This is a genomic window from Bacteroides sp. HF-162 (assembly GCF_015679285.1).
GTDB lineage: Bacteria > Bacteroidota > Bacteroidia > Bacteroidales > Bacteroidaceae > Bacteroides > Bacteroides uniformis.
In genome coordinates this window covers 2,519,006-2,531,615 of sequence record NZ_CP064937.1, presented here as the reverse complement: position 1 = coordinate 2,531,615, position 12,610 = coordinate 2,519,006, and the positions used below count along the sequence as shown (strand labels likewise).

Genomic DNA, 12,610 nt, shown 5'->3' with positions numbered 1-12,610 from the left:
TTATTATTTCTTCTTTTTTTAAAATGGCCAAATTAAAGGAATCAAGAAAATGGATATCAGGAAAGTAATGATATTCAAAGGTAACCCGATGCGTACAAAATCCGTGAACTTATAGTTACCGATACCTTGTACAATCAAATTAGTCTGATACCCTATAGGAGTGGAGAAGCTGGCAGAAGCCGCCATACAAATTACAACGAAGAAAGGCATCGGACTGACTCCCATCTGTGAAGAGATGGAAAGTGCCAACGGGAAAGCGAGTGCCGCGGCCGCATTGTTCGTAATCAGTTCTGTAAACAAGTTCGTTATGATAAACACAGCAGCCAGCAACACGTGGGGGCCATAATGATGGCTCATGCCTATAATGAAATGCGCCACAGCGTCTGCCACTCCGGAATTCACCATCGCCTTGCTGATAGCAAAAGCACAAGCAATCGTTATCAGAATATCCCAAGATATATATTTGGTATACTTGCGGGCCGGGAATATCTTTGTCCAGGCCATAATGATAGTAGTAATGGAAACGAAGAAAAACATATCCAGCTTGATTTCCGGGAAAGCTTCCTTGACAGCCGGAAGTTCACCGACCGTTGCCCCCACTATCATCAATATCAGCAAAGCCAAGGCAAACCAGCGCTTTCCCTTTCCGGGCACCGGTTCCGTATCCTTGCCATTGGCCAGCAACACGAACACCGAAGATTCCCCCCAGGTCTTTATAAAAGAGTCATCAGCCATCACCACCAGCGTGTCCCCTTCGCGGAGATATTCATTTTCCAGATTTCCGGCAATGCTCTGACCGCTACGCTTAATCTCCTTCACTTCGGCCCCATAATGCCGCTTGAAATTAAAATCACCAAGTTTCTTGTTGATACCGGGAAAACGGGCGCCGAGTACAGCCTCCACCCGATGCAAATCTCCATGCTCCTCCGGCTCCTCATCCAGCTTTACCGCATCCGTACGAACATCCGGCAAAAGCCTTGAGGAGAAAGCGAACAGATAAAGGATACCCGCAATCGCGACGAAAATTCCTACTTTGCCCAACTCGAACATAGTGAAACCTTCATATCCGGCTTCCAATATCATGCCATGCACCACCAGATTGGTTGATGTGCCTATTAATGTACAGATACCACCAAGTATTGTAACGTATGAAAGAGGTATAAGAAACTTGGTAGCAGGCAATTTTACCGATTCAGCCCAACGCTTGATAATGGGAGCAAAGATAACAACCACCGGAGTATTGTTTAGAAAAGCTGAAATGAAGGCAATGGTGGGCAACATGCGGAACTGCGCTTTAAAGACTGTAGTCTTACCCTGCGGAAGCAGCTTCTTGATTATTTGCCCCAAAGCACCCGACTGCCTGATGCCTTCACTGACAAGAAACAGCATGGCAACAGTCATCATCCCCTTATTACTGAACCCTTCCAACATCTCCTTAGGAGTAAGGATGCCTGCACACAAGAACAATACTACGACAGAAAAGAGCACCATGCCCGGACGCATTTTATCCAGAACCAAGGCAATCACCATACCCAACAATGCCAATAGTACAAACAATATCTCAAATGTCATACAGTCGTTATTTTATTTCAGTATGCTTGGGCTCTACGATAAACCACGGATTCAGCAAATCCTCCTTATTATATTGCAAAGGTTCTTCCTTCCCCACCTGATAAATTTCCATTCCGGCAGCACGTGCAATAGCATGCCCAGCCGCCGTATCCCATTCCATCGTAAGGGCAAAACGAGGATATACATCAGCCTTACCTTCAGCTACCAGACAAATCTTGATGGAACTTCCACTTGATATAAGCTCAACTTCCGCATGGCTGCATTTCATCTTCTCGATATAATCTTCTGTCTCGGGCGTCAGATGCGAACGGGAAGCCACAATGACAAATCGTTCGTGCATACCTGTTTCCGGCAGCCGGACAGCTTTCGCAATCAATTCATCCCAGGACATTCCATTACGCGCAGTAATACCGGATAGCTTATAAGCACCCGAATCATGCACTCCAAAATAGAGCTCCTTTTTTACCGGCACATAAATAACTCCCATTACCGGTACCGAGTGATGCACCAAAGCTATATTCACCGTAAACTCACCGTTCCTCTTGATGAACTCCTTCGTACCGTCCAAAGGGTCTACAATCCATAAGGTTTCCCAATTTCTACGCTCTGAAAAAGGCAAATGTTTACCTTCCTCGCTTAGCAGAGGGAAAGGTGTATCAGCCAAAAAACGGCAGATAGTTTCATGAGCTTTACGGTCGGCAATAGTAAGAGGAGAATTATCCGCTTTTTTTTCTACCTGAAAATCCGATGCCGGATCATCGTAAATGGAAAGAATTTTCTCGCCAGCCTGCAAAGCGGCATCAATCGCATTCAGTATATATCGTCGTTCCATACTATATTCTTCTCAAAGATAAAGCACAAAATTAAAAACTTTTTTAGGTCCAAAAGTTTCCACCTCTTGTTTTATAACTTCTTTTAAACGAAAGAGAGAATATTATAAGCACTTTTCACAATCAGGAAAATCAATCCGGAACAGAAAAATAGAGTGAAGTATTCACGAAGGAGAAGGAAATAAAGAAACTGTGACAACATGAGTTTATCAGAGCCTTTCCTCAGTTAGTTCATTAGTTCACAGCACTGAACACTTTGTTTCAGCATAGGAAAACAAGTTGTTTCAGTATATAAAAACATTTTGTTTTTATGCAATAGGACGAGATGTTTTGTTAAGAGAAACAAAGTGTTCTCTTTAATGAAACAAACTGTTCCGTTAAAGGAAACACTTTGTTTTGCCAAACCAAACACATGACAGCGCCAGCCTTCACATTCTTTCGGCATATCATGAAAAAGGCAGTAACTTCGCAGTTACTGCCTCATCTTGAAAGGAAACATACATTCCTTTCTGTTATGAATTACCAAAAAGAATTCTATTAATTGATGCTGTACAGCAACCATGCCTTCTGGAAGTCATCATTCGAAGGATGTTTAGCTTTGAAAGAGTCACGCAGATTCTCGGCGGATGCTCTGTCATCGAATGTACCGATAACTACACGATACAGATTTCTTTCTGCATTGTAAACCACCATTGCAGTATAACCTTCATTCACCAATGTCTGCTTCACACCTTCCGCATTAGCTTTCACGCTATAAGCTCCGCAAACTACACTAAAGGTTTTCAAGCTGGTACCACCTGATACCACAGTCACCTTTTCCTGACGCATGTCGGCAGGTGCACTTTCCACTACCTTTACTTCTACCGGAGCGGTAACTACTGGAGCCACCTCTTCAACAGGGGCAGTTGTCTGCGGCTCGGCCAATTCCTGCTGTTTTGCCTTTTCATATGCTTTCTTATAAGCACTTTCACTTGATTTACAAGAAGAGAATGCCAGAGCTATACATACTCCCATTCCCAATACGGCTAATTTTTTCATCTTTTCTATTGTTTTTATTAGTAAAATCGTCTATTCTTATCTTTATCTCAAAATTTCCGAAATACAGATTTCGTACCCTCATATTCCAAACGCAATGAAGAGTAGGATAAATCTTCTACTTTAAAGATACGTTTTCCTTCCGGCCACCCGAAATAAGTATCATAGTTTTTATCGTTAACACTTTCAGGCAACAAAATAATGGAAATTTCAGCACCTTTCAAAGAATAATTTCCAAAAAACGTAGTCGCCCCCCCATCTTTCAACAAACATATGGCAGAAAAACTTCCTTTTTGAAAATTATAAAATACACTGTCCACTTTCTCTGATGTACCGTCGGCATATTGGTACTGACGCAACTGCCACTTACCCGCCAAGTCACCCCCACCATTCATGCAAGCAGTCAAGGTACAAGTCACCAATACAATCCAAAGGTATTTTAAATGCAATTTCATCATTTTTCCATGCCACTATCTAAATATGGAACAAAAGTACACCATAACATGCGATTATACCTCAGCATCCTTAGTTAAATATAATTAAACCACTCCATAAAAAGAGATTTCCCGGAAGACTTGACGTATATTTGCCAAATATAAACAGAGCATGAGGCTCACTTAATTGATTACATGACATTTGAAAATTTGAATTTGATAGAACCTATATTGAAGGCTCTTCAAGAAGAGGGGTATTCCACCCCTACCCCAATCCAGGAAAAATCGATCCCTATATTACTTCAAGGAAAAGACTTATTAGGATGTGCTCAAACCGGAACAGGCAAAACCGCCGCATTTTCCATCCCTATCTTGCAAAAGTTATATAAAACGGATAACCGCAAAAGTATCAAAGCACTCATTCTGACGCCGACCCGCGAGCTGGCCATACAGATAGGAGAATGCTTCAGTGCATATGGTAAGTATACCGGATTGAGACATGCCGTCATCTTCGGCGGTGTAGGACAAAAGCCACAGACAGATGAACTGAAACGTGGAGTACAAATACTGGTTGCAACTCCCGGACGACTGCAAGACCTGGTCAACCAAGGTTTCATTAACCTAAAAGCGCTCGAGTTCTTCGTATTGGACGAAGCAGACCGGATGCTGGACATGGGATTCATACATGATATCCGGCGCATATTAAAGTTATTGCCCGCAAAACGGCAGACTCTCTTCTTTTCGGCCACAATGCCTCCGGAAATAGAGACCTTGGCAAACTCCATGCTGACGCACCCCGAGAAAGTGGAAGTCACCCCTGCATCGTCTACGGTTGACACAATCTCCCAATCAGTCTATTTCGTTGAGAAAAAAGAGAAAAAAGACTTACTCATTCATCTGCTGAAGAATCCGGCTATCGAGTCCGTACTTATCTTCACCAGAACTAAATATGGAGCAGACAAACTTGCACGTATCCTCAGCAAGTCCGGAATAAGAGCCGAAGCCATACATGGAAACAAGTCGCAGAATGCCCGACAGCGAGCACTGACCGGCTTTAAGAACCATGAACTGCGCGTACTGATAGCAACCGATATTGCAGCACGAGGCATCGACGTGGACCAACTATCACACGTCATCAACTACGAGTTGCCCAACATTCCGGAAACATACGTACACCGTATCGGACGAACCGGACGTGCCGGCCACGACGGTATTGCTCTCTCTTTTTGCGAATCGGAAGAACTGCCTTACCTGAAAGATATCCAAAAATTGATAGGGAAAAGCATCCCAGTAATAAAAGAACACCCTTTTGTCACCGCCGATGGCTTAAAAGCCCAAGAAATCAAGACTGAAGAAATTAAAGCTAAAACCAAGGAAAACAAAATCTATCGCGGGAGCCGTACGAATGGAGACTTTTGGAGAAGAAAAAAGCAAACCTCGCAAAACAACACCCAAAAAGGAGTTGGAAGATAAGGACAATCATAAAAAAACTGATATTCCGAACAAAGTTTCAAAAAAAATTGTTAGTTTTGTCGTACGAACCTCAAAAAAGAAAGGAATATCATTATGAAAGGATTAAATGTTTTAGCAGCTTTCCTGGGTGGCGCCGCAGTAGGTGCAGCCCTCGGTATCTTATTTGCTCCTGAAAAAGGAGAAGACACCCGTAACAAAATCGCAGAAATTCTCCGTAAGAAAGGGATTCGTCTGAACCGAAGCGAAATGGAAGACTTGGTAGATGAAATTGCTGCGGAAATCAAAGGCGAGGTAACGGAATAAGGTAAAAAGCAGAACCACTATGTTTGCAGACGACAAAAGTATAGAAAATATGCAGCAGCTCTTCATTGAATTCAAGAAATACCTGGAGCTGCAAAAAGAATACACCAAACTGGAAGTCACCGAAAAACTGTCCAAACTGCTTTCTACGCTTTTATTGGTGCTATTGGTCGTTATACTCGGCGTAGTGGTTCTGTTTCATCTGTCGTTTACGCTGGTCTATATCTTAGCTCCGCTGGTAGGTGGGCTAATGATGAGTTTTGCACTTATCACGTGCTTCCATATCCTACTCATCGCTCTGCTTGTCCTATTCCGCAAAAAACTCATTATTGACCCGACAGTAAAACTTATCGCAGAATTATTCTTAGACAATTAATTCGAAATATTCATGGATAATACGACCAATACCACTCCCGTCACTTTAGAAAGCATCGCCCAGAAAAAAGCCATGCTGCTACAAGAAATACGACTCCAGAAAGAAATCATGACTGGGCTTACACAAGAAATTTTTGCTCCGCTGGAACCAGCTACCAACAAGGCAAATGCCATGATGAGAGCATTCAACACCGGTATGGCTGTTTTTGACGGTATAGTATTGGGGGTAAAGGTGATGAAGAAATTCAGAAAAATATTTGGAAGAAAGAGATAGAATATCGGATAAAAAAAGAGGGGATGACCATAACAGTCATCCCCTCTTTTTTTATCCGATATAGTCTGAGCACTTTTATACGTACGTTTCAAGCAACTTCACTGCTCCTTCAGGTATAATCGTCACTTCTTGGGTTGCAGCCGGAAGCAATACCGTCTCCCCCGCCCGTACGGCAACTTCATTCTTTTCATTATCTATTATGCGACATGCGCCCTCCACACAAATAAAGATAACAAAAGAATCCAGTTCAGAATAGTCACAAGTGATTTCTTCCGTCATGTCATAGATTGAAGTCGTGAAATACGGGCTTGCCACCATTTCTACCGGTTCATTCTGCACCTGATCGTATTCCGTACGAAAATCGTCCTGCACATCTGCAAAATTAATGGCATCAATAGCCTGGCTTGTATGCAGTTCTCTTGATTTACCGTCCTTATCCTTACGATTGTAATCAAAAATACGGTAAGTGATATCCGACGTTTGCTGTATTTCTGCTACAAAAGCTCCCGCACCGATTCCATGTACACGACCTGCAGGCACATAAAACACATCGCCCGGTTTGATGGCACAAGTCTGCAGAACATCCGCAAACGTACCATTATACACTCGTTCCTTATATTCTTTCGGAGTAATCTGCTCTGCAAAACCGGAAATCAGCTTGGCACCCTGGTCAGCAGCAACAACATACCACATTTCATTTTTACCAAAACTGTTATGACGTTTCTTAGCCAACTCGTCACCCGGGTGTACCTGAATCGACAAGTCCAACTTGGCATCAATAAACTTTATCAACAAAGGAAACTTATTTCCGAAACGTGCATAGTTAGCTTCTCCTACCAGGTCTTCCTTATACTTTCTGACCATATCCGGCAGCGTTAATCCTTTGTCAGCACCATTGGCCACTATAGACTCACTACCTTCTACTGCCGACACTTCCCAACTCTCGCCTACATTAGCAAGGGTATCATTCAAATGTTTGAATGGAATAATCTTGTCGCCTCCCCAAAGCGTCTGCTTCAGAATAGGCTCAAATTTTAGAGGATACATTCGTTGTTTTTATTAGAACTTTCTGTTAATGATGTGATTTTTTAGATTTCGGGAGCAAACATACAAAAAATATCAATTTGTATTCCATTTGTTAAACGCTAAACTTTCCTAAAATGTTCTCCACATTTCCTTCCAATTGCTTGGGGGAACAAAAGAATTTCTTTTTATTTGCAAGAAATTTAATTAATACCATGGATATGATAAACACTACTCCAACAGAAAGTAATTTGTCCGGTTTAAGCCCAAAAGACTTTCAAAAGGATATAAATAACAAAAAGACAGATTTGTTTATCCTGAAGAATGCCCAGGGAATGGAAGTTGCAGTTACTAATTACGGTTGTGCAATACTTTCCATCATGGTACCCGACAAAAATGGCAAATATGCCAATGTTGTATTAGGACACGACAGTATTGAACATGTAATCAACAGTCCGGAACCTTTTCTAAACACTACCATCGGACGCTACGGCAACCGGATAGCCAAAGGAAAGTTTACTTTATACGGCGAAGAGCACCAATTGGCAATCAACAACGGTCCCAATTCATTGCACGGTGGTCCGACTGGCTTCCATACCCGTGTATGGGATGCCGTCCAGCCAGAGCAATCAACAGTCATCTTCAACTACACATCCGCTGACGGCGAAGAGGGCTTCCCCGGAAATCTCGAAGTAGAAATGACTTATCGCCTGGAGGATGAGACCAATGCTCTGGTCATCGAATACCGGGCTACTACCGATAAAGCCACCATCGTCAATCTGACCAATCACGGTTTCTTCAATCTTGCCGGTATAGCCAATCCCTCTCCTACAGTCTTAAACAATATCGTTACCATCAACGCAGATTTTTATGTACCCATCAATGAAGTATCCATTCCTACCGGAGAGATATTGAAAGTAGAAGGTACTCCAATGGATTTCCGTACTCCCCATACTCTTGGTGAACGAATTGATGAGAAGCATACACAAATTGTGAATGGCGCAGGATATGACCATTGCTATGTACTGAACAAGACTGAAAGTGGAGAGTTGAGCCTTGCAGCCACCTGCATGGAGCCCAACAGCGGACGAACCATGGAAGTATATACCACTGAAAATGGCGTCCAGCTCTACACTGGAAACTGGCTCGGAGGCTTTGAAGGTGCACATGGAGCCACTTTCCCTGCAAGAAGTGCAGTCTGCTTTGAGGCCCAGTGTTTTCCCGATACACCCAACAAGCCCCATTTTCCGTCGGCAGTATTGCTACCGGGTGATGAGTACCAGCAAGTGACAATCTACAAGTTTGGTGTACAAGAATGAAATAACTAATCCAATTTATAAACTTATTAATTTTACAAAACCATGACACAACAAAAACAGAATGGTAAACTCATCGCAATTATCACGATGATCTTCCTTTTTGGTATGATTTCATTTGTTACCAACCTTGCTGCCCCTATGGGAATCGTACTGAAAAATCAGTTTTCAGTATCCAACGCTTTAGGAATGTTGGGTAACTTTGGTAACTTTATTGCATATGCAGTGATGGGAATACCAAGCGGCATCTTACTACAACGGGTAGGGTATAAAAAAACGGCATTGATAGCAGTAGCTGTAGGCTTTATCGGTGTAGGTATCCAATATTTATCCGGTCATTCAAGCCCTGATATGGCTTTTGCCGTATATTTGATTGGCGCTTTCATCGCCGGTTTCTCCATGTGTTTGCTTAATACAGTGGTCAACCCGATGCTGAACAAGCTCGGCGGTGAAGGTAACAAAGGAAACCAGCTTATCCAAGTGGGCGGCTCTTTCAACTCCGTAATGGCCACCATTACTCCGATGTTCGTAGGTATCCTGATTGCCGGTTCCATTGAAAAAGCTACCATCTCTCAGATATTCCCTGTAATGTACACGGCAATGGCTGTATTTGCCATCGCGTTCTTCGTTCTTCTGATTGTGCCCATACCGGAACCCAATGCTGCAACTTCAACAGAACCTATCGGTAAGTTGATGTCAGGCGCTTTAAAATTCCGCCACTTCATTTTGGGAGCTATAGCAATCTTTGTATATGTAGGTGTTGAAGTTGGTGTACCGGGCACCTTGAATTTGTTCTTAACCGACCCTATTGAAAAGGGAGGAGCCGGCATTTCTTCCACTATTTCCGGTTTTGTTGTAGGTACATATTGGTTCCTCATGCTGATTGGACGTCTGGCCGGTGCTTCATTGGGTGCAAAAATCTCCAGTAAGGCAATGCTTACCTTTACTTCCGCATTAGGTTTACTTTTGGTATTCCTTGCCATCTTCTCATCTACCGGTTCGCTTGTCAATCTGCCAGTACTCCAACAAAGCGCTACGGGAGGTCTCTCTTTCGGATTTGCAGAAGTACCTATCAATGCAATGTATCTGGTACTGGTAGGTCTGTGTACTTCCATCATGTGGGGTGGCATCTTTAATCTGGCCGTAGAAGGATTGGGTAAATATCTGGCAGCCGCTTCCGGTCTGTTCATGGTATTGGTATGCGGCGGCGGTATCTTGCCCGTTATCCAAGGTTTGGTGGCCGACATTGCAGGTTTCATGCCGAGTTACTGGGTTATCATCGCAGCCCTTGGCTATCTGTTGTTCTACGGTTTGGTAGGCTGCAAAAATGTTAATAAGGACATCAAGGTTGATTAACAAGAAAATATAGGTAATTTATTTATTCACCTTATAAAATATAAATATCATGGATATAGAATACGTAAGAAGCCGTTTCATCAAGCACTTTGACGGAACAACGGGAGCTGTTTATGCTTCTCCGGGGCGCATCAACCTTATCGGTGAGCATACAGACTATAACGGTGGTTTTGTATTCCCCGGAGCAATCGACAAAGGAATGATTGCAGAAATAAAACCCAACGGCACAAACACAGTAAAAGCTTATTCCATCGACCTGAAAGATTATGTGGAATTTGGTTTGAATGAAGAAGATGCCCCCCGCGCAAGCTGGGCAAGATATATCTTTGGCGTGTGCCGGGAAATGATGAAACGCGGTGTAGATGTAAAAGGCTTCAATACTGCTTTTGCAGGCGATGTGCCCCTAGGTGCAGGAATGTCCTCTTCAGCAGCTTTGGAAAGTACCTATGCCTATGCTTTGAACGACTTGTTCGGTGACAACAAAATAGACAAATTTGAATTGGCAAAAGTGGGACAATCTACAGAACACAACTATTGTGGCGTAAACTGTGGTATTATGGACCAATTTGCTTCCGTATTCGGAAAGAAAGGAAGCCTCATCCGCCTGGATTGCCGTTCACTGGAATATCAGTATTTTCCATTCGACCCGCAAGGCTATCGTCTGGTTCTTGTAGATTCTGTAGTGAAACACGAACTTGCATCTTCAGCATACAACAAACGCCGTCAAAGCTGCGAAGCCGCTGTTGCTGCTGTCCAGAAGAAGCATCCACACGTAGAGTTCCTGCGCGACGTTACCATGGGCATGCTGGAAGAAGCCAAAGCCGACATCAGCGCAGAAGACTATATGCGTGCAGAATATGTCATCGAAGAGATTCAACGCGTACTTGACGTTTGCGATGCCCTGGAAAAAGGCGACTATGAAACTGTAGGCCAAAAGATGTATGAAACACATCAGGGCATGAGTAAGTTGTACGAAGTAAGCTGCGAAGAACTCGATTTTCTGAATGACCTTGCATTCGATTGTGGAGTTACCGGTTCACGTGTCATGGGCGGTGGATTCGGTGGATGTACAATCAATCTGGTAAAGGATGAATTGTACAGCACATTCATCGAAAAAGCAAAAGATGAATTCAAGAAGAAGTTCGGCAGAAGCCCGAAAGTATATGATGTAGTCATCAGCGACGGTGCCCGTAGATTAGAATAACAGACATCAGTATTCAAATAAAAGGCGTTTCCCAGCAATGGGAAGCGCCTTTTTCTTCCCCCCCCTATTCCACCGTTTTCCACTCTAAAAAAACAAAATCATCCGAGAAGTTTATTCCAGACGTGCCTATCTGTACAGCCAGTTGACACAGATATGTTTTTTGACACTTATGTTGCATAACATATAAAAGTGTACAGCCTACACTAAAGAAAGGTGTTATTTTTACACCAAAAGAAGATAATCATCTCATTTACATTAAATACAAAACCATGAAAAGACATGTTCTACTTGCAGGAATTGCCGCAATGATGCTAGCTGCGTGCAATCAAAAGACAGAAACAACGCTTACGCTGTCCGGTCTTGATCCAGTAAAATTCCAAACAACGGTCAATGACGCCCAAACACATCTTTATACGCTGAAGAATAAAGCGGGCATGGAAGTATGCATCACAAACTTTGGAGGACGTATTGTATCCATTATGGTGCCCGACAAAAACGGAGCTATGCAAGATGTAGTATTGGGCTTTGACAGCATTGCCGATTACATCAACATTCCAAGTGACTTTGGTGCTTCTATCGGCCGCTACGCCAACCGGATTAATCAAGGGAAAATCGTTCTTGATGGAGATACCATACAGTTAGCACAGAACAATTTCGGACATTGCCTGCACGGTGGTCCCAAAGGATGGCAGTACCAAGTATACAGTGCCAATCCCATTGACAGCACAACTCTGGAGCTCACCCGCATTTCACCGGATGGAGACGAGAATTTCCCGGGCAACGTTACGGCAAAAGTACTTTTCAAGTTAACGGATGACAATGCCATTGATATAAAATACAGTGCAACAACAGACCAAAAGACGGTCATCAATATGACTAACCATTCTTACTTCAATTTATCTGGTGATCCTTCAAAGGCAGCAACAGACCACATCTTATACATCAATGCAGACAACTATACTCCGGTAGACAGTACTTTCATGACAACGGGTGACATCATCTCCGTCAAAGAAACACCAATGGACTTTACCACTCCCAAGAGTGTAGCACAAGACATCAACCGGACGGACTTTGAACAAATAAAGAACGGAAACGGATATGACCATAATTGGGTACTGAATACTAAAGGTGACCTATCCCAAGTGGCAGCTAAACTGACATCGCCTATAAGCGGCATCACTCTGGAAGTTTATACCAATGAGCCAGGCATACAAGTATATACCGGGAATTTCCTGGACGGCACCGTAAAAGGTAAAAAAGGCATTACTTACAACCAACGCGCTTCCGTATGCCTCGAGACACAACATTATCCGGATAGCCCCAACAAAGCCCAATGGCCTTCTGTCGTACTGGAACCCGGACAAATTTACAACAGTGAATGTGTCTTCAAATTTTCCGTAGAAAAATAACAGTAACCT

13 protein-coding genes are annotated in these 12,610 nt (G+C 43.1%); 8 read left to right on the top strand and 5 right to left on the bottom strand.

The window, feature by feature from the left end; translation table 11 throughout:
* Positions 1–18: 18 nt before the first annotated feature.
* From ITJ87_RS10230 to ITJ87_RS10215, 4 genes are all read right to left on the bottom strand, one after another.
* Positions 19–1,572, bottom strand: a complete 1,554-nt coding sequence (locus ITJ87_RS10230) for an SLC13 family permease (RefSeq protein WP_117965430.1) — start codon at positions 1,570–1,572, stop codon at positions 19–21.
* 7 nt (positions 1,573–1,579) lie between these two features.
* Entirely contained in the window at positions 1,580–2,404 is an 825-nt protein-coding gene (gene cysQ / locus ITJ87_RS10225; protein WP_117965432.1) for a 3'(2'),5'-bisphosphate nucleotidase CysQ, read from the bottom strand.
* Between the two features lie 535 nt (positions 2,405–2,939).
* A complete protein-coding gene (locus tag ITJ87_RS10220; protein ID WP_117600914.1) occupies positions 2,940–3,440 on the bottom strand; it encodes an SPOR domain-containing protein in 501 nt (166 codons plus the stop codon).
* 47 nt (positions 3,441–3,487) lie between these two features.
* On the bottom strand, positions 3,488–3,892 hold the full coding sequence (locus ITJ87_RS10215) for a lipocalin-like domain-containing protein (protein WP_171030443.1): 405 nt from the start codon (positions 3,890–3,892) through the stop codon (positions 3,488–3,490).
* Positions 3,893–4,066: 174 nt separating this feature from the next.
* Between ITJ87_RS10215 and ITJ87_RS10210 the strand changes: the two genes are divergently transcribed.
* From ITJ87_RS10210 to ITJ87_RS10195, 4 genes are all read left to right on the top strand, one after another.
* Complete coding sequence (locus tag ITJ87_RS10210) at positions 4,067–5,344, top strand: DEAD/DEAH box helicase (protein ID WP_117600916.1); 1,278 nt, start codon at positions 4,067–4,069, stop codon at positions 5,342–5,344.
* Between the two features lie 93 nt (positions 5,345–5,437).
* A complete protein-coding gene (locus ITJ87_RS10205) occupies positions 5,438–5,647 on the top strand; it encodes a YtxH domain-containing protein (protein WP_005826568.1) in 210 nt (69 codons plus the stop codon).
* Positions 5,648–5,666: 19 nt separating this feature from the next.
* A complete protein-coding gene (locus ITJ87_RS10200) occupies positions 5,667–6,020 on the top strand; it encodes a phage holin family protein (RefSeq protein ID WP_117965434.1) in 354 nt (117 codons plus the stop codon).
* 12 nt (positions 6,021–6,032) lie between these two features.
* Positions 6,033–6,293, top strand: a complete 261-nt coding sequence (locus ITJ87_RS10195; RefSeq protein WP_005826570.1) for a hypothetical protein — start codon at positions 6,033–6,035, stop codon at positions 6,291–6,293.
* Between the two features lie 75 nt (positions 6,294–6,368).
* On the opposite strand, the gene ITJ87_RS10190 is transcribed toward ITJ87_RS10195, so the two are convergent.
* A complete protein-coding gene (locus tag ITJ87_RS10190) occupies positions 6,369–7,340 on the bottom strand; it encodes a type I phosphomannose isomerase catalytic subunit (RefSeq protein ID WP_117965436.1) in 972 nt (323 codons plus the stop codon).
* A gap of 197 nt (positions 7,341–7,537) precedes the next feature.
* Here ITJ87_RS10190 and ITJ87_RS10185 point away from each other — a divergent pair, with 197 nt between their 5' ends.
* The 4 genes from ITJ87_RS10185 to ITJ87_RS10170 all read left to right on the top strand — a co-directional run bounded on the left by ITJ87_RS10185 (position 7,538) and on the right by ITJ87_RS10170 (position 12,601).
* On the top strand, positions 7,538–8,635 hold the full coding sequence (locus ITJ87_RS10185) for an aldose epimerase family protein (RefSeq protein WP_117965515.1): 1,098 nt from the start codon (positions 7,538–7,540) through the stop codon (positions 8,633–8,635).
* A 42-nt stretch (positions 8,636–8,677) separates the two neighbouring features.
* Positions 8,678–9,988, top strand: a complete 1,311-nt coding sequence (locus ITJ87_RS10180) for a sugar MFS transporter (protein WP_005826573.1) — start codon at positions 8,678–8,680, stop codon at positions 9,986–9,988.
* 49 nt (positions 9,989–10,037) lie between these two features.
* Entirely contained in the window at positions 10,038–11,192 is a 1,155-nt protein-coding gene (gene galK / locus ITJ87_RS10175; RefSeq protein ID WP_117600918.1) for a galactokinase, read from the top strand.
* 269 nt (positions 11,193–11,461) lie between these two features.
* Positions 11,462–12,601, top strand: coding sequence for an aldose epimerase family protein (locus ITJ87_RS10170; RefSeq protein ID WP_117965438.1), 1,140 nt, complete (start codon positions 11,462–11,464; stop codon positions 12,599–12,601).
* The last annotated feature ends 9 nt before the right edge of the window (positions 12,602–12,610 follow it).

Excerpts from the sequence above, each read along its gene's own strand:
- ITJ87_RS10215 (WP_171030443.1), bottom strand. The coding sequence starts at position 3,892 with ATGAAATTGCATTTAAAATACCTTTGGATTGTATTGGTGACTTGTACC.
- ITJ87_RS10185 (WP_117965515.1), top strand. The coding sequence starts at position 7,538 with ATGATAAACACTACTCCAACAGAAAGTAATTTGTCCGGTTTAAGCCCA.
- ITJ87_RS10180 (WP_005826573.1), top strand. The coding sequence starts at position 8,678 with ATGACACAACAAAAACAGAATGGTAAACTCATCGCAATTATCACGATG.
- ITJ87_RS10205 (WP_005826568.1), top strand. The coding sequence starts at position 5,438 with ATGAAAGGATTAAATGTTTTAGCAGCTTTCCTGGGTGGCGCCGCAGTA.
- ITJ87_RS10220 (WP_117600914.1), bottom strand. The coding sequence starts at position 3,440 with ATGAAAAAATTAGCCGTATTGGGAATGGGAGTATGTATAGCTCTGGCA.
- ITJ87_RS10195 (WP_005826570.1), top strand. The coding sequence starts at position 6,033 with ATGGATAATACGACCAATACCACTCCCGTCACTTTAGAAAGCATCGCC.
- ITJ87_RS10210 (WP_117600916.1), top strand. The coding sequence starts at position 4,067 with ATGACATTTGAAAATTTGAATTTGATAGAACCTATATTGAAGGCTCTT.
- ITJ87_RS10200 (WP_117965434.1), top strand. The coding sequence starts at position 5,667 with ATGTTTGCAGACGACAAAAGTATAGAAAATATGCAGCAGCTCTTCATT.
- galK (WP_117600918.1), top strand. The coding sequence starts at position 10,038 with ATGGATATAGAATACGTAAGAAGCCGTTTCATCAAGCACTTTGACGGA.
- cysQ (WP_117965432.1), bottom strand. The coding sequence starts at position 2,404 with ATGGAACGACGATATATACTGAATGCGATTGATGCCGCTTTGCAGGCT.
- ITJ87_RS10230 (WP_117965430.1), bottom strand. The coding sequence starts at position 1,572 with ATGACATTTGAGATATTGTTTGTACTATTGGCATTGTTGGGTATGGTG.
- ITJ87_RS10170 (WP_117965438.1), top strand. The coding sequence starts at position 11,462 with ATGAAAAGACATGTTCTACTTGCAGGAATTGCCGCAATGATGCTAGCT.
- ITJ87_RS10190 (WP_117965436.1), bottom strand. The coding sequence starts at position 7,340 with ATGTATCCTCTAAAATTTGAGCCTATTCTGAAGCAGACGCTTTGGGGA.